General features: G+C 65.3%; 29 protein-coding genes. 10 read left to right on the top strand and 19 right to left on the bottom strand.

Annotated features, from left to right (window positions below; all coding sequences use genetic code 11):
• From U5798_RS18190 to U5798_RS18180, 3 genes are all read left to right on the top strand, one after another.
• On the top strand, positions 1–385 hold a 385-nt coding region (locus U5798_RS18190; RefSeq protein ID WP_322082803.1), incomplete at its 5' end, for a hypothetical protein.
• Between the two features lie 52 nt (positions 386–437).
• Entirely contained in the window at positions 438–863 is a 426-nt protein-coding gene (locus tag U5798_RS18185; protein ID WP_322082802.1) for a DUF2141 domain-containing protein, read from the top strand.
• 16 nt (positions 864–879) lie between these two features.
• The gene (locus tag U5798_RS18180; protein ID WP_322082801.1) at positions 880–1,809 is read left to right on the top strand and encodes an SDR family NAD(P)-dependent oxidoreductase; all 930 of its coding nucleotides are present in this window, start codon (positions 880–882) and stop codon (positions 1,807–1,809) included.
• A gap of 39 nt (positions 1,810–1,848) precedes the next feature.
• Here U5798_RS18180 and U5798_RS18175 read toward each other — a convergent pair whose 3' ends face one another.
• The 3 genes from U5798_RS18175 to U5798_RS18165 form a co-directional block, all read right to left on the bottom strand.
• Positions 1,849–2,316 carry a TIGR02391 family protein gene (locus U5798_RS18175; protein WP_322082800.1) on the bottom strand — a complete coding sequence of 156 codons (468 nt, stop codon included), beginning with the start codon at positions 2,314–2,316 and terminating at the stop codon, positions 1,849–1,851.
• A gap of 27 nt (positions 2,317–2,343) precedes the next feature.
• Complete coding sequence (locus U5798_RS18170; protein ID WP_322082799.1) at positions 2,344–2,823, bottom strand: hypothetical protein; 480 nt, start codon at positions 2,821–2,823, stop codon at positions 2,344–2,346.
• Positions 2,824–2,897: 74 nt separating this feature from the next.
• Positions 2,898–3,836, bottom strand: coding sequence for a hypothetical protein (locus U5798_RS18165; protein WP_322082798.1), 939 nt, complete (start codon positions 3,834–3,836; stop codon positions 2,898–2,900).
• 141 nt (positions 3,837–3,977) lie between these two features.
• Here U5798_RS18165 and U5798_RS18160 point away from each other — a divergent pair, with 141 nt between their 5' ends.
• Positions 3,978–4,364, top strand: a complete 387-nt coding sequence (locus U5798_RS18160) for a helix-turn-helix transcriptional regulator (protein ID WP_322082797.1) — start codon at positions 3,978–3,980, stop codon at positions 4,362–4,364.
• A 26-nt stretch (positions 4,365–4,390) separates the two neighbouring features.
• On the opposite strand, the gene U5798_RS18155 is transcribed toward U5798_RS18160, so the two are convergent.
• Positions 4,391–5,647, bottom strand: coding sequence for a tyrosine-type recombinase/integrase (locus U5798_RS18155; RefSeq protein ID WP_322082796.1), 1,257 nt, complete (start codon positions 5,645–5,647; stop codon positions 4,391–4,393).
• Positions 5,648–5,704: 57 nt separating this feature from the next.
• Here U5798_RS18155 and U5798_RS18150 point away from each other — a divergent pair, with 57 nt between their 5' ends.
• Positions 5,705–5,866, top strand: coding sequence for a hypothetical protein (locus U5798_RS18150; protein ID WP_322082795.1), 162 nt, complete (start codon positions 5,705–5,707; stop codon positions 5,864–5,866).
• A gap of 81 nt (positions 5,867–5,947) precedes the next feature.
• On the opposite strand, the gene guaA is transcribed toward U5798_RS18150, so the two are convergent.
• From guaA to U5798_RS18125, 5 genes are all read right to left on the bottom strand, one after another.
• Positions 5,948–7,567 (bottom strand): glutamine-hydrolyzing GMP synthase, encoded by a 1,620-nt coding sequence (gene guaA / locus U5798_RS18145; RefSeq protein ID WP_124450543.1) that lies wholly within the window; start codon positions 7,565–7,567, stop codon positions 5,948–5,950.
• A gap of 107 nt (positions 7,568–7,674) precedes the next feature.
• Positions 7,675–8,280: a hypothetical protein gene (locus U5798_RS18140; protein ID WP_322082794.1), complete on the bottom strand. Its 606-nt coding sequence runs from the start codon at positions 8,278–8,280 to the stop codon at positions 7,675–7,677.
• 6 nt (positions 8,281–8,286) lie between these two features.
• Complete coding sequence (gene guaB, locus U5798_RS18135; RefSeq protein ID WP_011352433.1) at positions 8,287–9,747, bottom strand: IMP dehydrogenase; 1,461 nt, start codon at positions 9,745–9,747, stop codon at positions 8,287–8,289.
• A 277-nt stretch (positions 9,748–10,024) separates the two neighbouring features.
• On the bottom strand, positions 10,025–10,840 hold the full coding sequence (locus U5798_RS18130) for a DUF2182 domain-containing protein (protein WP_322082793.1): 816 nt from the start codon (positions 10,838–10,840) through the stop codon (positions 10,025–10,027).
• A gap of 30 nt (positions 10,841–10,870) precedes the next feature.
• A complete protein-coding gene (locus tag U5798_RS18125; protein WP_322082792.1) occupies positions 10,871–11,635 on the bottom strand; it encodes a DUF899 domain-containing protein in 765 nt (254 codons plus the stop codon).
• Positions 11,636–11,747: 112 nt separating this feature from the next.
• On the opposite strand from U5798_RS18125, the gene U5798_RS18120 reads away from it, so the two are divergent.
• The 3 genes from U5798_RS18120 (at position 11,748) to U5798_RS18110 (ending at position 14,788) form a co-directional block, all read left to right on the top strand.
• Positions 11,748–12,968 carry a helix-turn-helix domain-containing protein gene (locus U5798_RS18120; RefSeq protein WP_322082791.1) on the top strand — a complete coding sequence of 407 codons (1,221 nt, stop codon included), beginning with the start codon at positions 11,748–11,750 and terminating at the stop codon, positions 12,966–12,968.
• A 31-nt stretch (positions 12,969–12,999) separates the two neighbouring features.
• Positions 13,000–13,686: a DUF5074 domain-containing protein gene (locus U5798_RS18115; RefSeq protein ID WP_322082790.1), complete on the top strand. Its 687-nt coding sequence runs from the start codon at positions 13,000–13,002 to the stop codon at positions 13,684–13,686.
• 136 nt (positions 13,687–13,822) lie between these two features.
• The gene (locus U5798_RS18110) at positions 13,823–14,788 is read left to right on the top strand and encodes a DMT family transporter (RefSeq protein WP_322082789.1); all 966 of its coding nucleotides are present in this window, start codon (positions 13,823–13,825) and stop codon (positions 14,786–14,788) included.
• A gap of 44 nt (positions 14,789–14,832) precedes the next feature.
• Here U5798_RS18110 and U5798_RS18105 read toward each other — a convergent pair whose 3' ends face one another.
• Both U5798_RS18105 and U5798_RS18100 read right to left on the bottom strand, forming a co-directional pair.
• Positions 14,833–15,156 (bottom strand): RnfH family protein, encoded by a 324-nt coding sequence (locus U5798_RS18105; protein ID WP_282505395.1) that lies wholly within the window; start codon positions 15,154–15,156, stop codon positions 14,833–14,835.
• Positions 15,157–15,160: 4 nt separating this feature from the next.
• Positions 15,161–15,598, bottom strand: a complete 438-nt coding sequence (locus tag U5798_RS18100) for a type II toxin-antitoxin system RatA family toxin (protein ID WP_124450554.1) — start codon at positions 15,596–15,598, stop codon at positions 15,161–15,163.
• Positions 15,599–15,697: 99 nt separating this feature from the next.
• Here U5798_RS18100 and smpB point away from each other — a divergent pair, with 99 nt between their 5' ends.
• Positions 15,698–16,144, top strand: a complete 447-nt coding sequence (gene smpB, locus U5798_RS18095; RefSeq protein ID WP_006758548.1) for an SsrA-binding protein SmpB — start codon at positions 15,698–15,700, stop codon at positions 16,142–16,144.
• Between the two features lie 153 nt (positions 16,145–16,297).
• Here the strand turns inward: smpB and U5798_RS18090 are convergent, their stop codons facing one another.
• From U5798_RS18090 to ppsA, 3 genes are all read right to left on the bottom strand, one after another.
• Positions 16,298–17,227 carry an SPFH domain-containing protein gene (locus tag U5798_RS18090; protein WP_124450555.1) on the bottom strand — a complete coding sequence of 310 codons (930 nt, stop codon included), beginning with the start codon at positions 17,225–17,227 and terminating at the stop codon, positions 16,298–16,300.
• A 33-nt stretch (positions 17,228–17,260) separates the two neighbouring features.
• Positions 17,261–17,695 carry an NfeD family protein gene (locus U5798_RS18085; RefSeq protein ID WP_124450556.1) on the bottom strand — a complete coding sequence of 145 codons (435 nt, stop codon included), beginning with the start codon at positions 17,693–17,695 and terminating at the stop codon, positions 17,261–17,263.
• A 211-nt stretch (positions 17,696–17,906) separates the two neighbouring features.
• Positions 17,907–20,309 (bottom strand): phosphoenolpyruvate synthase, encoded by a 2,403-nt coding sequence (gene ppsA, locus U5798_RS18080; protein ID WP_124450558.1) that lies wholly within the window; start codon positions 20,307–20,309, stop codon positions 17,907–17,909.
• 376 nt (positions 20,310–20,685) lie between these two features.
• On the opposite strand from ppsA, the gene U5798_RS18075 reads away from it, so the two are divergent.
• Positions 20,686–21,501, top strand: a complete 816-nt coding sequence (locus U5798_RS18075; RefSeq protein ID WP_124450560.1) for a pyruvate, water dikinase regulatory protein — start codon at positions 20,686–20,688, stop codon at positions 21,499–21,501.
• Between the two features lie 109 nt (positions 21,502–21,610).
• Here the strand turns inward: U5798_RS18075 and U5798_RS18070 are convergent, their stop codons facing one another.
• The 5 genes from U5798_RS18070 to fabZ are packed head-to-tail and all read right to left on the bottom strand — an operon-like array spanning position 21,611 to position 25,518.
• Positions 21,611–22,393, bottom strand: coding sequence for an RNA methyltransferase (locus U5798_RS18070; RefSeq protein ID WP_322082788.1), 783 nt, complete (start codon positions 22,391–22,393; stop codon positions 21,611–21,613).
• Positions 22,390–23,034 (bottom strand): ribonuclease HII, encoded by a 645-nt coding sequence (gene rnhB / locus U5798_RS18065; RefSeq protein ID WP_322082787.1) that lies wholly within the window; start codon positions 23,032–23,034, stop codon positions 22,390–22,392. The genes U5798_RS18070 and rnhB overlap by 4 nt, the downstream gene beginning before the upstream one ends.
• Positions 23,031–24,200 (bottom strand): lipid-A-disaccharide synthase, encoded by a 1,170-nt coding sequence (gene lpxB / locus U5798_RS18060; protein WP_322082786.1) that lies wholly within the window; start codon positions 24,198–24,200, stop codon positions 23,031–23,033. Before lpxB ends, rnhB begins: the two co-directional genes overlap by 4 nt.
• 3 nt (positions 24,201–24,203) lie before the next feature.
• Entirely contained in the window at positions 24,204–24,992 is a 789-nt protein-coding gene (gene lpxA / locus U5798_RS18055) for an acyl-ACP--UDP-N-acetylglucosamine O-acyltransferase (RefSeq protein WP_322082785.1), read from the bottom strand.
• A 58-nt stretch (positions 24,993–25,050) separates the two neighbouring features.
• Positions 25,051–25,518 carry a 3-hydroxyacyl-ACP dehydratase FabZ gene (gene fabZ / locus U5798_RS18050; RefSeq protein ID WP_006495559.1) on the bottom strand — a complete coding sequence of 156 codons (468 nt, stop codon included), beginning with the start codon at positions 25,516–25,518 and terminating at the stop codon, positions 25,051–25,053.
• Positions 25,519–25,540 lie beyond the last annotated feature (22 nt).

Here is a 25,540-nt window from a genome sequence, read left to right as displayed (position 1 = left end):
GGGCGTAGGCGGTCTGTTTATTCCTCTTGTCCTGCATGTGCACGGAATGCGTGTAAGCCAGGAGCGCCCATCAGCCGACGGTTTTGCTATCAAGGTGTCGTTCGATTCGAATGCCGACGGCATCCCCGCGATCTGCGCAACCGCCGACGGGAAGATCATCCTGCGAAACAACAATACCGCATTGATTCAGGCGAGCAATTTCTACTGTAACTGGATGGTGGTCGGCAACGTCCTTGTCAATGCAGATCTGTCGATCGACAGAATCGACCTTAAGGACAAGAGCTTTACGGGCTATTACAAATTGGTCTTTCACGGCACGGGCAACGTTTCCGGTTCTGGATATTACAAGGCCGTGATTACTCCAGCTATCACCAGGACCACTTGAAGTCGTTTGCGTCGCGACCGTCGAGACTCAACCGCCAGGACAGGAGCCAAAGATGATGAACATTCTGCAAATTATTGCCGCTCTGATCGCAGTGTCGATCCCGACAATTGCGACGGCGGGCGGCATCGACATTACCGTGCATGTTGTTGGCATAGAAAAACAGAAGGGTGAAGTTTTTGCCGGGCTCTACGACGCCTCGACCTGGAGAAACGATCATTTTCTCAGCGCGGCACATGTCGTGGTGGACGGCCCTGAGACCACCCTTCATCTGGTGGCGCCAAGCCCCGGAAAATACGCGATCAAGATGTTCCACGACCTCGACGGCACAGGAAAACTTGCCAGGAACTTCCTCGGCATTCCCACGGAACCCTACGCATTTTCCAACAACGTCAAAGGAAGAACGGGGCTACCGGAGTTTGGCGCCGCAGCCTTCGACGTGGGTGTCGACGGAGCGAAACTGGAAGTTCACATGCCGTGACGGAGGAACGAAAGCCATGGATGACAAGAACCTATCTCCAGGCCGCCGCAAACTGCTGGGAACCGCTGCTGTCGGGGCCGCGGGGCTTGCCGTAGGCTTGGCCGGTGGCGCAATGGCCGCAGGATCGCAGTCGGTTGCCGTGATCGAACGAATCGACCGTCCGAGGTTTGTTGGCAAGGTCGTTCTGATCACCGGAGCGACCTCGGGCATCGGCAAGGCGGCTGCAATCCAGTTCGCTGCCGAAGGGGCGAAGGTCGCGTTCTGTGGCCGTCGGGAAAACCTTGGGCACGAAGTTGAGCAACAGATCAGGCAGGCGGGCGGCGATGCGATCTATATTCGGGCCGACGTTCGGGTAGAAAAGGAGGTCAAAGCCTTCGTCGACCGGTCGGTCGCACACTACGGCCGGCTCGACGTGGCCTTCAACAACGCCGGTATCACTCTGGAACGGCCTCTTCACGAACTAACGGCCGCTGAATGGGACGACGTCGTCAACACCGATTTGCGCGGGGTGTTCTTCGCGATGAAATATGAAATCCCCCATATGCTGGCTGGCGGAGGCGGAAACATCGTTGTGACATCCTCGTCCAACGAAATTTCCACCGGTCCGAAGCGCGGAGCCTATACCGCGAGCAAGCGCGGCCTTATCGGTCTCGTTCAGTGTGCCGCTCTCGACTATGCGGCCCATAAGATCCGCGTCAATGCCCTCGTGCCGGGCACTACAGACACAGCACTTGTACGACGCGTCGTAGGCATGGAGAATATGCCGGACGCGATTTGGGAAGTCGGCGCAGCCCAATGGGCCAAGAGTCACGTGCCGGGACTGCAGCGCATGGCAAAGCCCGAAGAGATTGCGGCCGCGGCATTGATGCTGGCGTCCGACGACCACCCCTACATGACAGGCTCGGCCTTTGTGATCGATGGGGGGAAAACTGTCTATGGCGGGTGACCCGCACCCAGCGCGGGTTCTGTCGCGCTAATGGCTTTGTCATGCATGGACGCCCCCGGTTTGCCAGGCTTTGCCCTTGATGGAACATGCTGACGAGGTCCCGATCAACTTGGCGAGCGTCACTAGGACAGGCTGTTGGCCAGCAAATGCCTTGTTCACCAAGTCGGCGCCGTCGCCGCTTAGGCCTGACAGCGTGCGAATCCGCTCGGCGACACCTTTCGCCGCCTCGAAGACCGCATGGAAGTAATTTTCGTCGAGCAATTCGGCACGGCAGTAGTGCAACACTTCCGCATGTACAGCCCGGCTTTCCAGGGCAGCTTTGAGCCGCCCGGCGCGCGCACGGGCAGCATCCAATGTTGTCGCCTTATCAGCATAGCCAACCTTGCCATCCTCGCGCACGTAGAAACCCGAGAATGCCAACACAACATTGAGTTCGTCGCGTCGCCAAGCGAACGCACCAGGATCGCGGGCGTAGTTCACCGGATTCATCGCGCGGTTGATGAACATAATAATGAGTTATCCCTTTGTCACCCCTCAGGCCCATTCAAGCGCAGTGACAATCGCTTGCCCCTCGGTGCCAACCTCCACAAACAGAGCGTGCTCGTAGCCAAGCTGCTGCTTGTAGCCTCGAAGTTTCCGAAGGTCGATCTGTCTGTCAACGCGGCTCGTTGATTTTTTGAACTCCAAGACCAGATGGTTCTGTCTTGTACCTCGCCGATGCACGATCACATCTGGGAACACCGTCTTCGCTTCATCGTCCTCGCCATCGGGGTAAAGCTCCAAATGTCCGAGTCTCTTGGGCTCAGTGCTATCCCGGTTGTACTCGCAATCTACGGTCCAATCAGGGAAACGTAGCTGGAGATACATCGCGAAGCGAAAGGTGATGGAGCGTTCGTTAGCGTCGGCACTGAGTAAGTCATGGTCAGTGACCAACAGTTCAGATAGCGCGTGTGCCACGGCCTCACCTGGCGAATGACGGTGGAGATACTGAACTTGATCGGGGGATAGTGCCATCACCACGCTCACACAATTAATAAATTCCGTCGGCCTTTCTCTACAGCAAGCCCTTCGATTCCATACTGTCCATGCTATCGCAGGCTCACACCGAAGGACGCATACACTGACCGAAACATCGTCAGGATTTTCCGCCTGGCTTCGTCCAGTTCGTCGGCAACGTGATGCGTGAGCATGTACGTGGGGCAATCCGGCTGACCGCATCCACAGTGCCTGATCTCCCCTTCCTTGATGCGGGTTACGAAGATGCGACGCAGCTCGTCGACCTGACGAACTACCTTTTCCAGCACTGCGCGGGTGCGTTGATCTCGAAGATGATGGATCGAAGGGATGCGCCTGATCTCGTCGCCTTCGCGCGTCCGCCACACGCCAGTATTGAGTGCGGCAATGGTGTCCTCGATCGCCTGCTGAAAGGCAGGTAGAGAGCTTTCCTGATGAAACGGCGTGCGAAAAGCCGGCCGATCGAACACGGCCGCCATCAATTGCAGCGCATCGGCATCCGAGAGGTCAGGAAAGTCGTCAACGAACTTGCGGATCTCCGCTTCGGCGTCAGGGAACTCGATGCCGTGGACGAAGCGGTGCAACAGGTACTCTGCGCGGAGCCGCAGGTTTTCCTCGAACTCCACAGCCGACCATATCGTCACATGCGCAATCCCTATGGAAGCTGCGGCTTGCTCGATCCGTGTTCGGTTGGTGTCCGAAACGGCGCCACGAGAGACAAATTTGAAGACATCTGGCATCCCGCCTGCGGCCTTGATCGCCTTACCCATGTCGCCTTTGGCTTTCGCCAGCGTTAGCGTATCCCGGTTTGCGCATTGGATGATGGTCTTGCGTGCCGGCTGGTCATCAAATGGCTCGATACCCGAGATGTCCCGCCCTTGGTCGCCCCCCGATTGGCCGTGCCAGATCAGGTCACGCCAGCCAGCGCGCACGTGATAGGCAAAGACGAGGCGCTCGAACTGGACACCACTGTAATCCTCGAAATGAATCGGAGAAACCGTCACCGTAACCATGCCCCTGCCCTCTTTTCCGCGGCTACCTGTTCTTCAATACGCTCCTCTACGCTCCAGCGAGTTTCCGCGATAGCCAATGAAAGCCACCATTGCTTCGTGCGCCAGTAAGCCTTGCAGCACTGAACACTCACGGAGTGCGACATGGAGAATAACCCGTTACAGCCAATCAACCGAGACAACGATGCCAAGGAATCTCTACGGCCCGCATCCATCCCCCTGCCCGGCTCGGACACTTACAACGAACTCCCGCAGTTTCCAAAGCTCAGTGTTTTGCCCTTTCGCCGCACCATTCGCCGCCAAGAGCTGCGGCAAATCGTCCCCCTGGCCGAGACGACGATTTACGAAATGGAGCGCCGCGGCGACTTCCCACGTCGCTTCAACCTGACGCCGCGCTGCGTTGTGTGGGATTTGGCCGAAGTGGAAGCGTGGATCGACGAACGCAAGCAAGCCCCTCGCGGCGGCGTCTCGAAGCCGGACGTCCATCTACGAAAAACCCGCCCTGTTAGGGCGGGTTCGGGCGAGAAATGAGGCCGGCGGCGGCCTTCAAACCGTTTTCAGACCGTCGCGCTCAATGCCGGCACCACGACATTGGCGGGCATCAGCTTCGGCACATAGGTCTGCCCGTCGATCCAGGCATCGACCATGTTGGCCCACTCCTGCAACATGTGGCGCCGCTGCTCGGCATATTCGGCCTTGTTGTAGATCGAGCGCGAGGAACGCCCGTCCTCGTGCGCCAGGCACTTCTCGATCCAGTCGCGGTTAAAGCCGATTTCGTTCAGCAACGTCGAGCCGGTACGGCGGAGGTCGTGGACGGTGAATGGCTCCAGCGGCAGGCCTGCGGCCTTCGCCCGCTCCGCAACGATCTGTGTGACCCGATTCAAGGTCGCGTTCGACATGCAGCGGTCGGCGTCATAGCGCGACGGCAGCACGAACTTGGAACCGGCCGCACAGGTATGCAGCGCCACGAAGATGTCGAGCGCTTGGCGTGACAGATAGACCACATGCGGGTTGCGCCCCTTCATCCGCTGCTTCGGAATCGTCCAGGTCGCGCTCTCGAAATCGACTTCATGCCAGGTGGCTTGGATCAGTTCGCTCTTGCGCACCAGCGTCAGCAGGATCATGCGCAGTGCCAGTCGAATGGTCGGATAGGTCGCCACCGATTCCATCTGCCGCGCCATCAGCCGGATCTCCAGCGGCGACAAGGCACGATCCTTCGGCACGAAGGTCGCAATCGACGCGGCGCCCACATCCTCGGCGGGGTTGTCCACCTTCTCGCCATGCAGGATGGCGAAGGCATAGACCTGCTTCACGATGTCGCGGATATGTACCGCGGTGGCGGGCGCACCGCGCGCCTTCACCTTGTTGCACAGGGCGCGCAGGTCATCGGCAGTGATTTCGTTGAGCTGCCGGTTCTCTAGGGCCGGCAGGATGTCCCGATCAACGATGCTCTTGCGCATGGCCTTCGTGCTGTCGGCCATCCTGGCGCCCGCCAGCCACTTCTCGGTCACCTCGCCAAAGGTCTTGGCGGCGGTCAGCCGGCGCTTCTCGCGCTGCTTCTCCAGCGCCGGGGACTTGCCCTGGGCGACGGCCTTCTTGGCGTCGATCAGTTTTTCGCGGGCCAACGCCAGCGAGACGCCCGCAGGCCCATAGCGGCCGATGGTGAGCGTCTCGCGGCGACCGTTGAGACGGTAATCGTAGCGGAAGGTGACGGTACCGGTAGGCGATACCGTCACATACATCCCATCACGGTCGGAAGCCTTATAAGTCTTGGACTTAGGCTTGAGGTTGCGCAGTGCGGTGTCGGTGAGCATCGGCGTTTTTCTCCTGTTTGTGACGGCTTTTACCGTCAGGGGCCAGGAGACCTGCTGATGCTCGGAAAGCCGCATAAAACCAGCTTTCCCGAGAAGACTTTTACCGTCAAAGACGGCTTTGGTCTGAATAGTGAACGGGACGGTCTTAATCCGGCCTCCAGTTCTTACCGCCACTTCTACCGCCAACCTATTCCGCTGGCCGGCGATAGTCACCGATAGCTATCGCGACGCATTTCCTTCCAAATCAACACGTTACGACAGTTTTCCGATAGCTGACGATAGTCCCCGAAGGACCTGATTTCACTCCCACTCGATCGTAGCCGGCGGCTTGCCCGAGATGTCGTACACGACCCGGTTGATGCCGCGTACTTCGTTGATGATCCGGTTCGACGCGCGGCCGAGCAGCGCGTACGGCAGGTGCGCCCAGTGTGCGGTCATGAAGTCGGTCGTCTGCACCGCGCGCAGCGACGTCACGTAGTCGTAGGTCCGGCCATCGCCCATCACGCCGACCGACTTGACCGGCAGGAACACCGCGAATGCCTGGCTCGTCAGGTCGTACCAGCTCTTGCCGACATCGGCTTCGCCGCACAGGCCCGCTGCCGCATCCTGCGCGGTCGCGATCGTGCCGCGCAGTTCCTCGATGAAGATCGCGTCCGCGCGGCGCAGCAGGTCCGCGTACTCGCGCTTCACCTCGCCGAGAATCCGCACGCCGAGGCCCGGGCCCGGGAACGGATGGCGGTACACCATCTCCGGCGGCAGGCCGAGCGCGACGCCCAGCTCGCGCACTTCGTCCTTGAACAGGTCGCGCAGCGGCTCTAGCAGCTTCAGGCCGAGCGTTTCCGGCAGGCCGCCGACGTTGTGGTGACTCTTGATCGTCGTCGCCTTCTTCGTCTTCGTGCCGCCCGATTCGACCACGTCCGGGTAGATCGTGCCCTGCGCGAGCCACTTCGCCTTCGACAGCTTCTTCGCTTCGGCCTGGAACACCTCGACGAACTCGCGGCCGATGATCTTGCGCTTTGCTTCCGGATCGGTCACGCCGGCCAGGTGGCCGAGGAACTGATCGGCGGCATCGACGTGCACGACCTTCGCATGCAGGCGGCCCTCGAACATGTCGAGCACCATCTTGCCTTCGTTCAAGCGCAGCAGGCCGTGGTCGACGAACACGCAGGTCAGCTGGTCGCCGATCGCGCGATGGATCAGCGCGGCTGCGACGCTCGAATCGACGCCGCCCGACAGGCCGAGAATCACCTCCTCGTCACCGACCTGCTCGCGGATCTTCGCGACGGCTTCCTCGATATGGTTCTTCATGATCCAGTCGGGCTTCGCACCGGCGATCTGCAGCACGAAGCGTTCGATGATCTGGCGGCCCTTCACCGTGTGCGTGACTTCCGGGTGGAACTGCACCGCGTAGTAGCCGCGCGCCTCGTCGGCCATGCCGGCGATCGGGCAGCTCGGCGTCGACGCCATCAGCGCGAAGCCCGGCGGAAGCTCGGCAACCTTGTCGCCGTGGCTCATCCACACCTTCAGCATGCCGTGGCCTTCGGCCGTCGTGAAATCCTCGATGCCGTCGAGCAGGCGCGTATGGCCGTGCGCGCGCATTTCCGCATAGCCGAATTCGCGATGGTCGCTCCACTCGACCTTGCCGCCGAGCTGCACGGCCATCGTCTGCATGCCGTAGCAGATGCCGAGCACCGGCACGCCGAGATCCCACACGGCCTGCGGCGCACGCAGCTGATGGTCCTCGTACGTGCTCGCGTGGCTGCCCGAGAGGATCACCGCCTTCGGCGCGAACTCGCGGACGAAGTCGTCGGATACATCGTTCGGATGGATTTCGCAGTAGACGTGCGCTTCACGCACACGACGCGCAATCAGTTGGGTGACTTGCGAACCGAAGTCGAGAATCAGGATTTTGTCGTGCATGGCTGCGGACGGGATGAAGAGAATAAGAAAAGCAGCGCATCAAGCGCTGCGTCAAAAGCATGGACAGCGGCGTCGGGCGGCAGGCGGCTCGCGCGACGCATCGCCGGTCAATCCTGCATCGGCGGGCGTTCGTCGAGTGCGACGCCGCCTGACGACTGACGGGAACCGGATGAAGCCGGCGACGATGCAGCAGGCGCCGCGGGACGGCTGACGACGGGCTCGACGCGCTGCGGTGCGGGCGACGACGCCGGCGCCATCGCGGGCTCGGCCGGACGCTGCGCCGGTGCGCGCGCCTCGAGCGCCTGCGCCTTCTCGCGCCGGCGCACGGCCGATGCGATCCGCACGCCGCCGAGGCCCAGCAGGATCAGCGCGACACCGGCCACGACCGACAGCACCCGGCCGGCGGCCGCCAGCGCGGGACCGCTGCCGGCGCCGAGCGACCAGACGATCGTCAGCACGCCGGTCAGCCAGTACACATGGCCGACCGACCGCGCCACCGGCGCCGTGAGGTCACCGTTGAACGCCGCATGAAACGCGAGCCACGCGAGACCGAGCAACGCGATGCCGAACGCCTGGCCGAGCATCGCCGGCTGGATGTTCTGCAACTGCAGCGCGTTGAACAGCGACTGCCAGGGCGTCAGCACGAACAGCACGCCGAACGCCAGCAGCAGCACGGCATCGAGGATCAGCACGGCTCGCAGCAGCGGTTTCATCGGCGGTCAGTCCACGTGGTAGTTCGGCGCTTCCTTCGTGATCTGCACGTCGTGCACGTGCGACTCGCGCATGCCCGCCGCGGTGATCTGGACGAATTCGGCCTTGTCGTGCAGCTCGTCGATCGTCTTGCAGCCGCAGTAGCCCATGCTCGCGCGCACGCCGCCGACCAGCTGGAACAGGATCGCGTTGACCGAACCCTTGTACGCGACACGGCCTTCGATGCCTTCCGGCACGAGCTTGTCGATGTTCGCCGAGTTGTCCTGGAAGTAGCGGTCTGCCGCGCCGTCCTTCATCGCGCCGACCGAACCCATGCCGCGGTACGACTTGTACTGGCGGCCCTGGTACAGGAACACGTCGCCCGGCGCCTCTTCGGTGCCCGCGAACATGCTGCCCATCATCACCGCGTTCGCGCCGGCCGCGAGGGCCTTCGACACGTCGCCCGAGAAGCGCACGCCGCCGTCGGCGATGCACGGCACGCCGGTGCCCTTCAGCGCTTCCGCGACGTTCGCGATCGCGCTGATCTGCGGCACGCCGACACCGGCGACGATCCGCGTCGTGCAGATCGAGCCCGGGCCGATACCGACCTTGACCGCGTCCGCACCGTATTCGACCAGCGCCTTCGCGGCGGCAGCCGTCGCGATGTTGCCGCCGATCACCTCGACGTGCGGGAAGTTCTGCTTGACCCAGCGGACGCGCTCGAGCACGCCCTTGCTGTGACCGTGCGCGGTATCGACGACGATCACGTCGACGCCGGCCTGCACCAGCAGCTCGACGCGCTCTTCGTTGTCCGGGCCGACGCCGACCGCCGCGCCTGCGCGCAGCTTGCCGTGCTCGTCCTTGCACGCGTCCGGGTGCTCGGTCTGCTTCGTGATGTCCTTGACGGTCATCAGGCCGCGCAGTTCGAACGCGTCGTTGACGACCAGCACGCGCTCGAGGCGGTGGCTGTGCATCAGCGCCTTCGCTTCGGCGAGCGGCGTGCCTTCCTTGACCGTGACGAGGCGCTCGCGCGGCGTCATGATCGACTTGACCGGCTCGTCGAGGCGCGTTTCGAAACGCAGGTCGCGGTTCGTGACGATACCGACGAGCTGCGGGCCTTCGACGACCGGGAAACCCGAGATGCCATGCTGGCGCGACAGCGCGATCACGTCGCGCACCTTCATCTGCGGCGGCACCGTGATCGGGTCGCGGACGACGCCCGACTCGAAACGCTTGACCTTGGCGACTTCGCGGGCCTGCTCGGCCGGCGTGAGGTTCTTGTGGACGATACCGACGCCACCCTGCTGGGCCATCGCGATCGCGAGGCGACCTTCGGTGACCGTGTCCATCGCGGCGGACACGAGCGGCATGTTCAGGGAGATGTTGCGGGTCAGCTTGGTCTTGAGGCTGGTGTCGCGCGGGAGAACGTCGGAGAAGGCGGGAACGAGGAGCACGTCATCGAAAGTGAGTGCTTTTTGGATCAGACGCATGGCAAATCCTATGGGCGCAAAAGCGAATTATACGCGAAGCGCCGTGAATTTTCACAACACGAACAACGGCTTAGCCGGTTCCGGCCGTTCGGGGGCCGAATCGTTCGGATCGCCGTTCGGTTCGTTTTCGATCGCTTTTCGTTTCACTGCCGCATCGAGCCATTCGCGCAACCGGCGGCAAAACGGCTCATTCGCCTGTTGCACACGGGCCGCGCGACGGCAGCGGCCATGGTGAAACCGGTCCGGCAACGTGCCGAACCGGCCTGCCTACCCTGTGTTATAGCAGCCCTGCCGCACGCACGATCATCGCGACGCCGCCGCCGAGCGCCACGCAACCGGCGGCGGTCCGCGCAACACGTCCATCGGACGGTGCGACGCGCTCGGCGGCAATCGCGACCATCACCGCGGCCATCACGCGCAGGTCCATCATGCCGGCCGCCAGCGCAATCGCCATCAGGTTCCCGCAACAGGCGCTGCAATGCACGGCGGCCCGCACGCCGTGCCGCCACGCCGCGCCGGCGACTGCCCGTGCCCCGCGTACGTCGCCTGCCGCATGCCTGCAGCACGCCAGCCGCCGCGCCTTCCACGCGGAGAATTGCAGCATGCCCGCGGCCGACACGATCGCGCCGGCCGCGAACGGCAGCGCGCGGGCAAGCGCCGGCAGCCGGGCGGCAGCGGCCGTCAGCGCGGCGCCGGCGGGAAACACGAGCGCCCCGAGCGCCATCCACACCGCAAAATACCCGGCGCCCGCGACGACGACGAGCCAGGCGGAACGCACCGTGGCCATCGGGCCGATGCGCTGCCGGTACCGCCAGAGCGTCGGCGCCAGCACCGGCAGCATCATCGCCGGCGTCATCGCGCCCCACATTCCCGCGAACGCCGCGAATGCGCGCCCGATGTCCCGGCCGCACGGCCGCAGCCATGCGGCCGACGCGATCCAGCCGCCGGCCATCGGCTCGCCGCCCATCGCGGCCATCGACGCATGCTGCGCCAGCGTCGCCGTCACGGCGACGGCGAACACGGCCGCGAGCACGGCCCCGAACGCCCGCGGATCAGGGCTTGGGCTCGCCCCGCCGGTTGCCGGCGGTGTCATCGCGCGCTCCCGTTCGTCGCCGGCTGGCGCTCAGCCGCGCGCGTACTCGTCGTGGCGGCGCCACCACGGGCCGGCCTCGTTGCGCCCGCGCGGCGCGCGATCGAGCCACTGGTACATCCCCCACAGCCCGTCGAGCCCGCGCGCGTAGGTCGAGTACGTGTGATAGACGGCGCCGTCCTCGCGCACGAACGCGCTCATCCCCGGCCGGTCGAGGGCATACGTGGCCGCGTCGGTGCCGCAGGTCGCCGCGAACTGCACGACGGGCGCCGGCGGCGGGTCCATGTCCATCGCGTGGCCGGCCCGCGCGTAGTTGTATTCGACGTCGCCCGCGCGCTGCTGCGTTTCGGTGAACGACACATTGAAGTCGAAGTTGAAATCGCTGCCGACCGACGACGCCCACGGGAAAGTCCACCCCATCCGCTCGCGGTACGCGAGCAGCTTCGCGAGCGGTGCGCGCGACACGGCCGAGAGCGTCACGTCGTGGTGCGCCAGGTGCACGGCGAAGCCGTCGAACCCGTCGGCGAGCGCCGAGCACGACGGGCAGCCGGCCTTGTAGTCGGGACCGAACATGAAGTGATAGACGAGCAGTTGCGAGCGGCCGAGAAACAGGTCGTCGAGCGTCGCCTCCCCGTTTTCGGTGTCGAACCGGTAGGTCTTGTCGACGCGCACCCATGGCAGCGCCTGGCGCTGCCGCGCGAGTTCGTCGCTTTGCCGCGTCAGCGCCTTTTCGGCATCGAGCAGTGCGCGGCGCCCGGCCAGCCATTCGTCGCGCGTTCCGGTGAGATGGGTCGTCATTGCGGGTTCCTCCTTCGGTGGGTATCCGGCACGGCGGACGGTGCCGTGTGCGTGGTGCTAGATTAGTGGCGGGCATCGGACCGGAGGGAGTGACAAGTGTGTCGGGATTCGGATGGATTCGCTGATCACCGCGGCCGCGCGCGCGCTCGCGGCCGGTGACGCGCTCGGCGCGCTGAACCGCGTCGCGCTGCGCGACGATGCGCCGGCGCTCGCGCTGCGCGGCATCGCGATGGCGCAACTCGGCGATTTCGAGCGCGCGCGTGCCCTCGTGCGTGGTGCCGCCCGCGCATTCGGCGCGAAGGAAGCCGTTGCACGGGCGCGCTGCGTCGTCGCGGAAGCCGAGATCGCGCTCGCGTCGCGCGACCTGCGCTGGCCGACACGCGCGCTCGATGCGGCCTGCGCGACGCTCGACGCGCACGGCGACCGCGCGAATGCCGCGCATGCACGCTATCTCGGCGTGCGCCGGCTGCTGCTGATCGGCCATCTCGACGATGCCGAACGGCTGCTCGCGCATCTCGATCCCGCGCCGCTGCCGGCCGCGTCGCGCGCTGCCCATGAGTTGATCGCTGCCGGCATCGCGATGCGCCGCATCCGCACGCACGCGGCCCGCGCGGCGCTCGCCCGTGCACGCGCGGCCGCCCGCGACGCCGGCATCGCCGCGCTGACGGCCGAGGTCGACACCGCGGCGCGCGTGCTCGACGCACCGGCCGCGCGCCTCATCGCGCGCGGCACGTCGCGGCTCGTGCAGCTCGACGAAGTCGAGACGCTGTTCGCGTCGAACGCGCTCGTCGTCGATGCGTGCCGCCACGCGGTGCGCGATGCGCGCACGACCGTGTCGCTCGCGCGGCGTCCCGTGCTGTTCGTGCTGGCCCGTGCACTCGGCGAGGCCTGGCCGGCCGACGTGTCGCGCAACGCGCTCGTGGCCGCCGCGTTCCGCGCGAAACATGCGGACGAATCGCATCGCGCGCGGCTGCGCGTCGAGATCGGCCGGCTGCGCGCGGTGCTGCGCCCGCTCGCGAACGTCGTCGCGACGCCGCGCGGCTTCGCGCTCGAACCGCTCGGCGTGCGCGAGACCGTCGTTCTCGCACGCCCGGTCGACGATCGCCACGCGGCCGTGCTTGCCCTCCTCGCCGACGGCGAAGCGTGGTCGAGCTCCGCGCTGGCGCTCGCGCTCGGCGCGAGCCAGCGCACCGTGCAGCGCGCGCTCGACGCGCTCGCCGAGGCCGACAAGGTGCAGGCGCTCGGCCGCGGCCGCGCGCGCCGCTGGATGACGCCGCCGCTGCCCGGATTCGCGACGACCTTGTTACTCCCGGCTCCGCTGCCGGGAGATTAGGATGACCTCACCGAACGACGAGGTGACGAACATGAAACGCTCCAATGCAGAGATCATCCGCGAATACGGCCCGTTTCCGGGCGTCGACGGCGTGCACGGCGTCACGTTCGACGGACAGCACGTGTGGTACGCGTCAGGCGACAAGCTGAATGCGCTCGATCCCGAGCGCGGCACGACCGTCCGTTCGCTCGACGTCGCCGCGCATGCGGGCACCGCGTTCGACGGCCGCCACCTGTTCCAGATCGTCGAGGACCGCATCGAGAAGCTCGATCCCGAATCGGGCCGCGTGCTCGCGACGATCCCGGCCCCCGGCGGCGGTGCCGACTCGGGGCTCGCGTGGGCCGAAGGCACGCTGTGGGTCGGCCAGTACCGCGAACGCAAGATTCATCAGATCGATCCGGAGTCGGGCGCCGTGCTGCGCACGATCGAGTCGAACCGCTTCGTCACCGGCGTGACGTGGGTCGACGGCGAGCTGTGGCACGGCACGTGGGAAGCCGACCAGAGCAACCTGCGGCACATCGACCCGCATACAGGCCAGGTGCTCGAGCAGGTCGACATGCCGGCCGGCGTCGGCGTATCGGGGCTCGAATCGGACGGCCACGACCGCTTCTACTGCGGCGGCGGCAACAGCGGCAAGCTGCGCGCCGTGCGGCGCCCGTCGCGCACGCGTGCGGCGGGCGACGACGCCGGCGCCACGCTCGATCCGGCAGAAGGTTGATTCGTCGCCGGTCCACATCGCTCCACCACGCAACGCGGCGAAGCGCTGCGATACGCCGAGTGCAGGAATGAACAAGACGCCGCCGCGACGGCGTCGCTAAGATGCGCGCACATCAGTCATTGGTTCGGAGCGGTCGATGCAGCGCGGCGTGATTTATGGAGTCCTGGCAGGCGCCCTGTGGGGCATGGTGTTTCTCGTTCCGCGGCTGCTGACCGACTTCTCGCCGCTGCTGCTGAGCGCCGGCCGCTACGCGATGTACGGCCTCGTGTCGCTCGCGGCCGCGCTGCCGGCCGTCCGCTCGCTGCTCGCGCGGTTGACCCGCGAAGATCTCGTCGCGCTGGTTCGGCTCGCCGTCGTCGGCAACGTCGCGTACTACATGCTGCTGTCCGGCGCCGTCCACCTGATCGGCATCGCACCCAGCTCGCTGATCGTCGGCGTGCTGCCCGTGACCGTCACGCTCGCGGGCCTCGGCGATCACGGCGCCGTGCCGCTGCGGCGGCTCGCGGCGCCGCTCGCGCTGGTGATCGCAGGCATCGCCTGCATCAACGTCGACCTGTTCACGTCCGAGGCCTCCCATGCGACGACGCTCGGCCAGAAACTCGCGGGCATCGCCTGCGCGGCCGGCGCGCTCGCGAGCTGGACCTGGTACGCGGTGGCGAACGCGCGCTACCTGCAGCGCCATCATCGTTTCGGCGGCAACGAGTGGTCGGTGCTGTGGGGTGTCGTGACGGGCCTGATCGGCGGGCTCTGCTGGATTGCGATCCTCGCGCTGCCGGCGGGCATGGTACAGGCGGCCGTCCCGGCGTCGCGCTGGCAGTTGTTCTGGCTGCTGAACCTGGTGCTCGCGATCGGCGCGTCGTGGCTCGGCAACGGGCTGTGGAATGCCGCGTCGAAGCGCTTGCCGCTCACGCTGTCGGGACAACTGATCGTGTTCGAAACCGTGTTCGCGATGCTGTACGCGTTCGTGTACGACCAGCGGATGCCGCACACGCTCGAGGTTGCCGCGCTCGTGCTGCTGCTCGCCGGCGTGTACGGCTCGGTGCGACAGCACGGCGACACGCCGGGCAGCGCGTCGCCCAACGCAAACGCCGCGGCCCGCTGAGCGCGCCGCGGCGTTTGATCAGGCGAATCGGGACGAAACACGCGTCAGCGCGCGTCCTTGTGCATCCACTTGCGGCCCTCGATCGAGCCGGCACGGCGGGACTTGTCGACGCGCCGCTGGCGCGCCAGCTTCGGATCGACGATCAACGGGCGGTAGATCTCGACACGGTCGTGGTCGGCGAGCGGCGCGTCGAGCGGCGCGAGCTTGCCGTACACGCCCGTCTTCGCATGCGCGAGATCGATCTCCGGATGCAGCGCGAGCACGCCGCTCGCGTCGATCGCCGAGCGAACGGTCGCGCCTTCGGGCAGCGACAGCGGGATCAGCGTCTGGCGGTCCGGCAGCGCGTAGCAGACTTCGATCGACAGCATCGCGTCACCCCTTCCCGTAGCGCTGGTCCGCGCGCTTCACGAACGAATCGACGAACGTGTTCGCGATGTGGCTGAACACGGGCCCGATGATCTTCTCGAGCAGGATGCTCGAAAACTCGTAGTGCAACGCGAATTCGATCTTGCACGCATCGGCACGCAGCGCGGTGAAGCGCCACGCGCCCGTGAACTTCTTGAACGGGCCGTCCGTGAACTCCATGTCGATCCGCGTCGGGCGTTCCTGCGTGTTGCGCGTCGCGAAATGCTGCTTGATGCCCTTGAAGTTGATATCGATGCGCGCTTCCATCCCGCGCTCGTCCTGACGGCGAATCTCGACGCCGCCGCACCAGGGCAGGAAATTGGGGTAGTCGGCCACGTCGGTGACGAGGTCGAACATCTGTTCCGCCGAGTGGCGGATCAATACGGTTTTCTGGACATCTGCCATAAATCGCGCGGCATCGCTGAAGGTGGAAACGCCAAGCCGGGCGATTCTCGCCCCGCTTTGCTAAAATCGTGATTTTAAACGAGTTGGCCCGATCCTTTCATGAGCATCATCGACAACAGGAAAGCGCACTTCGATTATCACATCGAGGAACGCTACGAGGCGGGGCTCGTGCTCGAGGGCTGGGAAGTCAAGGCGCTGCGCGCCGGGCGCGGCCAGATCAAGGAAGGCTACGTCGTGGTGAAGAACGCCGAGATCTTCCTGATCGGTACCCATATCAGCCCGCTGCCCGAAGCCTCGACGCACATCACGCCCGACCCGGTTCGCACACGCAAGCTGCTGCTGCACCGTGAGGAAATCAAGAAACTGATCGGCAAGGTCGAGCAGCGTGGCTACACGCTCGTGCCGCTGAACTTCCACTACAAGGGCGGTCGCGTGAAGTGCGACATCGCGCTCGCGAAGGGCAAGAAGCTGCACGACAAGCGCGAAACCGAGAAAAAGCGCGACTGGGAACGCGAAAAGGCACGCATCATGCGCGCCGGCACCTGACGCACAGCATGCCCATCGCAAACGACACGGCCCGCTCGAAGCGGGCCGTGTTGCTGTGGGCTACGTGATCGGTATCTGCCGGCTGCCCGGCTGCGCGACGATTCGCCGCATGCCGCTCGCGCGGCGGCGATCGACGCACCGGGTCCGCACGGTTCAGCCCTTCGCGGGCGTCGATGCGTTCTTGACGATCGTCAGCGCCGACGAGATCGCGGTGCCGAGATCCGACAGGTTCGACGGCACGATCAGCGTGTTGCCCTGCTTCGCGAGATTCGAGAACGCTCCCACGTACTGCTCGGCGACCTTCAGATTCACCGCATCCATCCCGCCCTGCGACTGGATCGCCTGAGCGATCTTCTGGATCGCCTGCGCGTTCGCCTCGGCCACCGCCAGGATCGCCGCGGCCTCGCCCTGCGCCTGGTTGATTGCAGCCTGCCGCTCGCCCTCGGACTTCTGGATCGCCGCTTCGCGCGCGCCCGACGCAAGGTTGATCTGCTCCTGCTTGCGGCCTTCCGATGCGGCGATCAGCGCGCGCTTCTCGCGCTCCGCGGTGATCTGCGCCTGCATCGCGTGCAGGATTTCCTTCGGCGGCGTCAGGTCCTTGATCTCGTAGCGCAGCACCTTCACGCCCCAGTTCGCCGCGGCCTGGTCGAGCGCCGACACGATGTTGTGGTTGATGAAATCGCGCTCCTCGAACGTCTTGTCGAGTTCGAGCTTGCCGACCACCGAGCGCAGCGTGGTTTGTGCCAGCTGCGTGATCGCGAGCACGAAGTTGCTCGACCCGTACGACGCCTTCATCGGATCGGTCACCTGGAAGTACAGCACGCCGTCGACCTGCAACTGCGTGTTGTCGCGCGTGATACAGACCTGGCTCGGCACGTCGAGCGGGATTTCCTTCAGGATGTGCCGGTACGCGATGCGATCGACGAACGGCAGCACGATATTCAGGCCGGGCGACAGTGTCGCGTGGTAGCGCCCGAAACGCTCGAGCACCCATGCATGCTGCTGCGGCACGATCTTCACCGTCTTCGACACGATCACGATCGCGATGACGAGCAGGACAACCCAGACGATCAGCGAATCCATGAAATATTCCCTCCTTGTTGTATCAGCGGACGATCAGCCCGCGGGTTTCGCCACGACCACGAGACAATTGCCGCGCACGGCGCTCACCTGATAGACGCGCGCATCGTCGCGCTCGCCGTTCGCGAGCTCGACGTCCCAGTCGGCACCGCGATACTGCACGCGTGCACGGCCGTCGTGCCACGCGTCGACCGTGACGGTCGAGCCGATATCGAGATTGACGTCGGGATTCATCGACGTGTCGCGCTTCTGCTTGCGGCCGAGCCCCGACCGGCGCAGCACGATCATCGCGACGATCGCGACCGCCGCCGCCGCACCGAACTGCACGTGCGGCGCGAAACCGGCCAGTTGCAGCAACCCGCCCGCGAGAAAGCCGAGCGCGATCATCAACAGATAGAACGTGCCCGTCAGCAACTCGGCGACGACCAGCACGCCCACCGCGACCCACCAGAACAGATGCCCCGACATCATTGTGGTCTCCAGAAAAACGTCCCCGATGCTCACTATATTCGTTGCGCTCGCAGCTGTGCGAAGCGGTCGGCGCACCCGGGACGACCCGGCGAGTACCGGCGAAAAAAAACACCCCGGTGCTTACCGGGGTGTTTATAGCATGAACCTTGCATTTTGCCTTCATTGAAGGAGCGACGGCGCCGCTCCTTCGCCGAAAATGCCTGACCGACCGTTACTTCCGGTTGGCGGCAAGCGCCTGCCACGTATCGATGATCGTGTCCGGGTTCAGCGAAATCGACACGATGCCTTCGTCGGTCAGCCATTGCGCGAAGTCCGGGTGATCGGACGGGCCCTGGCCGCAGATACCGACGTACTTGCCCATCTTGCGGCAGGTATCGATCGCGCGCTTCAGCAGGAACTTGACGGCCGGATCGCGTTCGTCGAAGTCGACGGCCAGCAGCTCCATGCCCGAGTCGCGGTCGAGGCCGAGCGTGAGCTGCGTGAGGTCGTTCGAGCCGATCGAGAACCCGTCGAAGTGTTCCAGGAACTCTTCGGCGAGGATCGCGTTGGTCGGGACTTCGCACATCATCACGAGGCGCAGGCCGTTTTCGCCGCGCTTCAGGCCGAACTTCTCGAGCAGGCCGACGACACGCTCCGCCTGCTTCACGGTCCGCACGAACGGCACCATGATCTCGACGTTGGTCAGGCCCATCTCGTCACGCACGCGCTTCAGGGCACGGCATTCCATCTCGAACGCCTGCGCGAAGTCTTCAGCGATGTAGCGCGACGCGCCGCGGAAGCCCAGCATCGGGTTTTCCTCGTCCGGCTCGTAACGCGAACCGCCGATCAGCTTCTTGTACTCGTTCGACTTGAAGTCGGACAGACGCACGATCACGGGCTTCGGATAGAACGCGGCCGCGATCGTCGCGACGCCTTCCGTCAGCTTGTCGACGTAGAACTGGCGCGGCGACGCGTGGCCGCGCGCCACGCTCTCGACCGCCTTCTTCAGGTCCTGGTCGATGTTCGGGTACTCGAGGATCGCCTTCGGGTGAACGCCGATGTTGTTGTTGATGATGAACTCGAGACGCGCGAGACCCACACCGCCGTTCGGCAGTTGCGAGAAATCGAACGCGAGCTGCGGGTTACCGACGTTCATCATGATTTTGACGGGGATTTCCGGCAGCTCGCCGCGCTGCACTTCCGTGACTTCCGTCTCCAGCAGGCCGTCGTAGATCTTGCCTTCGTCGCCTTCCGCGCACGATACCGTGACGAGCGCGCCGTCCTTCAGGATGTCGGTCGCATCGCCGCAGCCGACGACTGCCGGCACGCCGAGCTCACGCGCGATGATCGCCGCGTGGCAGGTCCGGCCGCCACGGTTCGTGACGATCGCGGCCGCACGCTTCATCACCGGCTCCCAGTTCGGGTCGGTCATGTCGGCCACCAGCACGTCGCCCGGCTGCACGCGTTCCATTTCCGACGGATCCTGGATCACACGCACGGGGCCCGCGCCGATCTTCTGGCCGATCGCACGGCCCGTCGCCAGCACCTGCGACTGGCCCTTCAGCTTGAAGCGCTGCTCGGCCTTGCCGGTTGCCTGGCTCTTCACCGTTTCCGGACGCGCCTGCAGGATGAAGATCTTGCCGTCGCGGCCGTCCTTGCCCCACTCGATGTCCATCGGACGCTGGTAGTGCTTCTCGATGATGACCGCGTACTTCGCCAGCTCGATCACGTCTTCATCCGTGATCGAGTAGCGGTTGCGCTGCTCGTGCGGCACGTCGACCGTCTTCACGCGGCCCGGCTCGCCCGGCTGCGTGAATTCCATCTTGATCAGCTTCGAGCCGATCGAGCGGCGGATGATCGGGTACTTGTCCTGTGCGAGCGTCGTCTTGAACACGTAGAACTCGTCCGGGTTCACGGCGCCCTGCACGACGGTTTCGCCCAGGCCGTAGCTCGACGTGATGAACACGGCGTCCTTGAAGCCCGATTCGGTGTCGATCGTGAACATCACGCCGGCGGCGCCGACGTCCGAGCGGACCATGCGCTGCACGCCGGCCGACAGCGCGACTTCGGCGTGCGTGAAGCCCTTGTGCACGCGGTACGAGATCGCGCGGTCGTTGTACAGCGACGCGAACACGTGCTTCATGCGGTCGAGCACGTCATCGATGCCGACGACGTTGAGGTACGACTCCTGCTGGCCGGCGAACGATGCGTCGGGCAGGTCTTCCGCGGTCGCGGACGAACGCACGGCGAACGACAGTTCGGCCGGCGAGCCGTTCTTCAGCACTTCGAACTGCTCGCGGATTTCCTGCTCGAGGCGTGCCTGCAGCGGCGCGTCGACAATCCACTTGCGGATTTCGGCACCGGCTTCGGCGAGCGCCTTCACGTCGTCGATGTCGAGGGACTCGAGACGCTTGGCGATACGATCGGTCAGGTCGTTGTGCTTGAGGAAATCACGGAACGCGAGCGCGGTCGTGGCGAAACCGGTGGGTACGCGAACGCCTGCTTCGGAAAGCTGGCTGATCATCTCGCCGAGCGACGCATTCTTGCCGCCCACGATCTCCACATCGGTCATCCGCAACTGCTCGAACGGAATTACATACGCCTGGTCCTTTGCGACGTTTGCTGCGTTAGTCATACAAGCCCCTAAGTGTGAAAAAAATGCTCGATTGCGCAAGTGGGCTCGGACGCGGGCGCTTGCAAAAAAGCGCGGCGCGTCTTGCGCAACCTGTTAGATAAACACTCGCAGCGGCGAAAAATATTCCGACCCGATTTGCAAAAATCCCGGCAGAAGGGCGATATTTGCAGACAAATCGCCAAACTTGCCGGGAATTCTGGAATCGCGCGGCAAGCCACGGGGCGCCGTTCGCGCCCTGCCCCCGCAATTGCTTATCCAACAGGTTGCCGCTATTCTACCGTGCCGGCTGCCGGATGTGGCGCGACCTTGTCACTGCGCCTGGAGGCGAACCTCCAGCCGCCCGCGCAACCGCCCTTCACGCTCGACGCCCAGATTCATGCTGCCTACCGTATTCATCGTCTCCGACGGCACCGGGATCACTGCCGAAACCTTCGCGCATTCGATCCTCTCCCAGTTCGACCAGAAATTCCGTCTCGTGCGCGTGCCGTTCGTCGACTCGCTCGACAAGGCCTATGCGACCGTCGAGAAGATCAACGAGGCCGCCGTGCACGACGGCCGCCGCGCGATCGTGTTCACGACGCTCGTCGACAGCGAATCGAACGACATCGTCAAGCGCTCGAACGCGCTCGTGCTCGACATGTTCCAGCGCTTCGTCGAACCGCTCGAGCAGGAGCTGGAGCTGAAGTCGAGCCATGCGATGGGGCGCGGCCACCAGAACGCCGACACCGAGGAATACAAGACGCGGATCGAGGCGATCAACTTCTCGCTCGCGCACGACGACGGCCAGTCGAACCGCAACCTGTCGGAAGCCGACGTGATCCTCGTCGGCGTGTCGCGCAGCGGCAAGACGCCGACGAGCCTGTACCTCGCGATGCAATACGGCGTGAAGGCGGCGAACTATCCGCTGATTCCGGAAGACTTCGAGCGCGGCAAGCTGCCGTCGGCGCTGTCCGCGCACCGCGAGAAGCTGTTCGGGCTGTCGATCGACCCGCAGCGCCTGTCGGAGATCCGCAACGAACGCCGGCCGGGCAGCAAGTACGCGGCGCCCGAGAACTGCCGCTACGAGATCAACGAGGCCGAGGCGATGATGCGCCGCGAAGGGATCAAGTGGCTGTCGTCGACGCACAAGTCGATCGAGGAAATCGCGACGACGATCCTGCAGGAAGTCCGTCTCGACCGGCAGTCGTACTAGGCACCGCCGCACGGGCGGCCGCCTGGCCGCCGCCGGAAACGAAAAGGCCGCGTCGATGGACGCGGCCTTTGTTCATCGCGCGGCGTATGCGCGCGTGACGCGTGACATGTCAGGCAGGTCGCTGCTGGCGCACCTGCTCGAACAGGCAGACCGCGGCGGCGGCCGCGACGTTCAGCGACTCCATCCCGCCCGGCTGCGGAATCGTCACGCGATGCGTGGCCGCGTCGCGCCAGAACGCCGACACGCCGGCACCCTCGTTGCCGAATACCCAGGCCACCGGCCGCGACAGGTCGCAGTCGTAGACCGCCTGCGCGCCGTGCGAGTCGGTCAGCGCGACCGGTACGTCGAGCCGTTCCGCGAGCGCGGCGGCGTCGACGTCTTCGTGGATCGACAGCAGGAAATGCGCACCCATGCCCGAGCGCAGCACCTTCGACGACCACGCGTACGCCGTTCCCGGCGCACAGAACACATGCCGCACGCCGGCCGCCGCCGCGCTGCGCAGGATCGAGCCGACGTTGCCGGCATCCTGCACGCCGTCGAGCACGACCGACGTGTGCGTCACGCGAGTCGGCAGCGGTTGCTCAGGCCGGTCGACGAGCAGCAGGAAGCCGACGCCGTTGACGACGTTCGACAACTGCCCGAACAGCGCGTCGGGCAACGTGACGATCCGCTGCGCATCGACGCGCGCGACGATCGCCTGCGCTTCGGCGTGGCCGAGCGCGCCTTCTGTTGCGACGCACAGCTCGGGCGTCGCGCCCGTATCGAGATACGCGCTCGCGAGGTGGAATCCTTCGAGGAGCGCCTGGCCGCTGCGGCGCTGCTGGGGCGTCGAGCCCGCGAGCGCCTTCAGGCGCTTGTACAGCGGGTTGTCGCGGGAAGTAATGCTTTTCATCGAATCAGGTCGAGTGCCGCACGCACCGGTGCAAACGAGCGCCGATGCGCTTCACAGGGGCCGTGCTCGCGCAGTGCGGCAAGGTGTTTCGCGGTGCCGTAGCCCGCATGCACGTTGAAGCCATACACCGGAAAGCGTGCGTGCAGGTCGACGAGCATGCGGTCGCGCGTGACCTTCGCGAGGATCGACGCGGCCGAGATGCTCGGCACCAGCGCGTCGCCGCTGACGATCGCCTCGGCCCGCACGGTCAGCGTCGGGCAGCGGTTGCCGTCGATCTGCGCGAGCGTCGGCAGGACCGACAGCCCCTCGACGGCCCGCTTCATCGCGAGCATCGTCGCGTGGAGGATGTTCAGCGTGTCGATCTCGTCGACGCTTGCCGACGCAACGCAATACGCAACCGACCGCGCGACGATCAGGTCGTACAGCGCGTCGCGCTTCTTCGCGGACAGCGCCTTCGAATCGTCGAGCCCGTCGATCGGCTGCGCCGGATCGAGAATCACCGCGGCGGCCACCACCGGCCCCGCGAGCGGGCCGCGGCCGGCTTCGTCGACGCCGCAGACGATCTCGTCGGGGCGACTGAAGTCGAAACCGCCCTGCTCGTCGCCCGGCGCGCGGCGGCGTGATGCACGTACTGCGGTCATGCGCGCCCCTTGCGATGTTCGAGCACGCGCACGACGGCTTCGGCTGCCTTCGCGGCCGTATTCTGCCGCAGCGAAAGATGCATTTCGGTAAACACTTCGGTCAGCGTGCGGCGGTTCGCGTCGTCGCGCAGCTGCGTGAGCGTCGCATCGGCGAGCGCCTCGGGCGTCGCGAAATGCTGCAGCAGCTCGGGCACGACGAAACGCCCCGCCAGGATGTTCGGCAAGCCGACGTACGGCAGGTAGCCCTGCCGGCGCATGATCTGCCCGGTCAGCCAGGGCACCTTGTACGAGATCACCATCGGCTTCTTCAGCAGCGCGGCCTCCAGCGTGACGGTGCCGCTCTTGACGAGGATCGCGTCGGCAGCCGTCATCGCGACCTGCGACCGGCCGTCGGTGATCGTCAGCGCGAGCTGCGGATGCGCATCGACGAGCGGCTGCAGCAGTTCGCGCAGTGCGGGCGTCGCCGCCGGCATCACGAACCGCACGCCGGGCTCGCGCTGCTGCATCAGCGCCATCGCCGCGAAGAACGTCGGGCCGATCAGCGCGATCTCCGAGCGCCGGCTGCCCGGCAGCACCGCGATCACGGGCCCGTCGGCGGGCAGGCCCAGCGCGATGCGCGCGCCGTGCGTGTCGGGTTCGAGCGGAATCTCGTCGGCCAGCGGATGGCCGACATACGTCGACGCGACGCCTGCCTTGTCGAGAATCGCCGGTTCGAACGGGAACAGGCACAGCATGTGATCGACGGACTTCGCGATCTTCTTGATCCGGCCGCCGCGCCATGCCCAGATCGACGGGCACACGAAGTGGATCGACGGGATGCCCGCGTCGCGCGCAGCCTGTTCCACGTTGAAGTTGAAGTCGGGCGCGTCGACGCCGATGAACGCATCCGGCCGCTCGGCGAGCAGCTGGCGCTTCAGTTCGCCGCGAATCCGCAGGATCTCGGGAATCTGGCCGAGCGCCTCGACGTAGCCGCGCACGGTCAGCTTGTCCATCTGCCAGTGCGAGTCGAAGCCGTGCGCGATCATCCGCTGCCCGCCGATCCCGTAATACTGGGCCGAGTCGGGCAGCCGCTCGCGCAGGCCGCCGAGCAGCGACGCCCCGAGCAGGTCGCCCGACGGCTCGCCGGCCACCATCGCGAGCCGGAGCTGATTGGTCGGAAGCGGCATCGCTTAGCGGATGATGCCGCGTTGCGACGCGTCGATGAAATCGACGAGCGCCTTCACCGGCGCATCGCCGTCGCCGCCCGCCTCCGCCAGCTCGCGCAGCTGCACCTTCGCTTCCTCGAACGACAGGCCGTTCTTGTAGAGCACGCGGTACGCGCTGCGCAGCGCCGAGATCGCATCGGCCGAGAAGCCGCGCCGGCGCAGCCCTTCGACGTTGATCCCGTGCGGTTCGGCCTTGTTGCCGGCCGCGATCACGAACGGCGGGATGTCCTGCACGAGCGCCGACGCGCCGCCCAGCATCGAGTGCGCGCCGATGCGCACGAACTGGTGGACGCCCGACATGCCGCCGATGATCGCCCAGTCGCCGATTTCGACGTGGCCGGCCATCTGCGCGTTGCTCGACAGGATCACGTGGTTGCCGACGCGGCAGTCATGGCCGATGTGCACGTAGGCCATGATCCAGTTGTCGTCGCCGAGCGTCGTCACGCCGATGTCCTGCACGGTGCCCGTGTGGATCGTCGTGAATTCGCGGATCGTGTTGCGGTTGCCGATCACGAGCTTCGTCGGCTCGTCCTTGTACTTCATGTCCTGCGGACGGCCGCCGACCGACGCGTAATGGCCGATGCGGTTGTCTTCGCCGAGCGTCGTATGGCCTTCGATCACGCTGTGCGAGCCGATCGTCGTGCGCGCGCCGATCGTGACGTGCGGGCCGACGATCGCGTACGGGCCGATCTCGACCGATTCGTCGATCTGCGCGCCCGGCTCGACAATCGCGGTGGGATGAATCCTGGTCATGCGCCGTTGCCTCTCGATGTGATGTGTCGCGTTGCGTTGCCCATGCGTGCCGCGTCGCTCAGGGCGCCGCGTCGGCCGTCTTGACCGTGCACATCAGTTCGGCTTCCGCCGCCACCTTGCCGTCCACTTCCGCCACCGCCTTGAACTTCCAGATGCCGCGGATATAGCGTTCGAACGTCACGTTCAGAATCAGTTGATCGCCCGGCTCGACCACGCGCTTGAAGCGCGCGCCGTCGATGCCGACGAAGTAGTACAGCGTGTTCTCCGGATCCTTCGGCTGCTCTTCCGCGAAGGTCAGCAGTGCGGCAGCCTGCGCGAGCGCCTCGAGGATCAGCACGCCCGGCATCACCGGCCGCTTCGGGAAATGCCCCTGGAAGAACGGCTCGTTGATCGACACGTTCTTCAGCGCTTTGATGCCTTTGTGCGGTTCGAGTTCGAGCACGCGGTCGACGAGCAGAATCGGGTAGCGATGCGGCAGCAGCGTGAGGATCTTGTGGATGTCGAGATTGATTTTTTCAGTGCTCATGATGGTTCGTCTCACGCAGATG

The sequence above is a fragment of the Burkholderia sp. BCC1972 genome (assembly GCF_905339605.1).
Classification (GTDB): domain Bacteria; phylum Pseudomonadota; class Gammaproteobacteria; order Burkholderiales; family Burkholderiaceae; genus Burkholderia.
The sequence above is the reverse complement of the archived record's forward strand: the minus strand, read 5'-3'. Positions and strand labels throughout refer to the sequence as shown.

Excerpts from the sequence above, each read along its gene's own strand:
- U5798_RS18150 (WP_322082795.1), top strand. The coding sequence starts at position 5,705 with ATGCTCGGAAAGCCGCATAAAACCAGCTTTCCCGAGAAGACTTTTACC.
- U5798_RS18185 (WP_322082802.1), top strand. The coding sequence starts at position 438 with ATGATGAACATTCTGCAAATTATTGCCGCTCTGATCGCAGTGTCGATC.
- U5798_RS18110 (WP_322082789.1), top strand. The coding sequence starts at position 13,823 with ATGCAGCGCGGCGTGATTTATGGAGTCCTGGCAGGCGCCCTGTGGGGC.
- smpB (WP_006758548.1), top strand. The coding sequence starts at position 15,698 with ATGAGCATCATCGACAACAGGAAAGCGCACTTCGATTATCACATCGAG.
- U5798_RS18085 (WP_124450556.1), bottom strand. The coding sequence starts at position 17,695 with ATGATGTCGGGGCATCTGTTCTGGTGGGTCGCGGTGGGCGTGCTGGTC.
- U5798_RS18125 (WP_322082792.1), bottom strand. The coding sequence starts at position 11,635 with ATGACGACCCATCTCACCGGAACGCGCGACGAATGGCTGGCCGGGCGC.
- U5798_RS18140 (WP_322082794.1), bottom strand. The coding sequence starts at position 8,280 with ATGAAACCGCTGCTGCGAGCCGTGCTGATCCTCGATGCCGTGCTGCTG.
- U5798_RS18100 (WP_124450554.1), bottom strand. The coding sequence starts at position 15,598 with ATGGCAGATGTCCAGAAAACCGTATTGATCCGCCACTCGGCGGAACAG.
- U5798_RS18105 (WP_282505395.1), bottom strand. The coding sequence starts at position 15,156 with ATGCTGTCGATCGAAGTCTGCTACGCGCTGCCGGACCGCCAGACGCTG.
- U5798_RS18090 (WP_124450555.1), bottom strand. The coding sequence starts at position 17,227 with ATGGATTCGCTGATCGTCTGGGTTGTCCTGCTCGTCATCGCGATCGTG.
- fabZ (WP_006495559.1), bottom strand. The coding sequence starts at position 25,518 with ATGAGCACTGAAAAAATCAATCTCGACATCCACAAGATCCTCACGCTG.
- lpxA (WP_322082785.1), bottom strand. The coding sequence starts at position 24,992 with ATGACCAGGATTCATCCCACCGCGATTGTCGAGCCGGGCGCGCAGATC.
- guaA (WP_124450543.1), bottom strand. The coding sequence starts at position 7,567 with ATGCACGACAAAATCCTGATTCTCGACTTCGGTTCGCAAGTCACCCAA.
- U5798_RS18165 (WP_322082798.1), bottom strand. The coding sequence starts at position 3,836 with ATGGTTACGGTGACGGTTTCTCCGATTCATTTCGAGGATTACAGTGGT.
- U5798_RS18170 (WP_322082799.1), bottom strand. The coding sequence starts at position 2,823 with ATGGCACTATCCCCCGATCAAGTTCAGTATCTCCACCGTCATTCGCCA.
- U5798_RS18180 (WP_322082801.1), top strand. The coding sequence starts at position 880 with ATGGATGACAAGAACCTATCTCCAGGCCGCCGCAAACTGCTGGGAACC.
- U5798_RS18175 (WP_322082800.1), bottom strand. The coding sequence starts at position 2,316 with ATGTTCATCAACCGCGCGATGAATCCGGTGAACTACGCCCGCGATCCT.
- U5798_RS18070 (WP_322082788.1), bottom strand. The coding sequence starts at position 22,393 with ATGAAAAGCATTACTTCCCGCGACAACCCGCTGTACAAGCGCCTGAAG.
- lpxB (WP_322082786.1), bottom strand. The coding sequence starts at position 24,200 with ATGCCGCTTCCGACCAATCAGCTCCGGCTCGCGATGGTGGCCGGCGAG.
- U5798_RS18120 (WP_322082791.1), top strand. The coding sequence starts at position 11,748 with ATGGATTCGCTGATCACCGCGGCCGCGCGCGCGCTCGCGGCCGGTGAC.
- U5798_RS18130 (WP_322082793.1), bottom strand. The coding sequence starts at position 10,840 with ATGACACCGCCGGCAACCGGCGGGGCGAGCCCAAGCCCTGATCCGCGG.
- guaB (WP_011352433.1), bottom strand. The coding sequence starts at position 9,747 with ATGCGTCTGATCCAAAAAGCACTCACTTTCGATGACGTGCTCCTCGTT.
- U5798_RS18160 (WP_322082797.1), top strand. The coding sequence starts at position 3,978 with ATGGAGAATAACCCGTTACAGCCAATCAACCGAGACAACGATGCCAAG.
- rnhB (WP_322082787.1), bottom strand. The coding sequence starts at position 23,034 with ATGACCGCAGTACGTGCATCACGCCGCCGCGCGCCGGGCGACGAGCAG.
- ppsA (WP_124450558.1), bottom strand. The coding sequence starts at position 20,309 with ATGACTAACGCAGCAAACGTCGCAAAGGACCAGGCGTATGTAATTCCG.
- U5798_RS18075 (WP_124450560.1), top strand. The coding sequence starts at position 20,686 with ATGCTGCCTACCGTATTCATCGTCTCCGACGGCACCGGGATCACTGCC.
- U5798_RS18115 (WP_322082790.1), top strand. The coding sequence starts at position 13,000 with ATGAAACGCTCCAATGCAGAGATCATCCGCGAATACGGCCCGTTTCCG.
- U5798_RS18155 (WP_322082796.1), bottom strand. The coding sequence starts at position 5,647 with ATGCTCACCGACACCGCACTGCGCAACCTCAAGCCTAAGTCCAAGACT.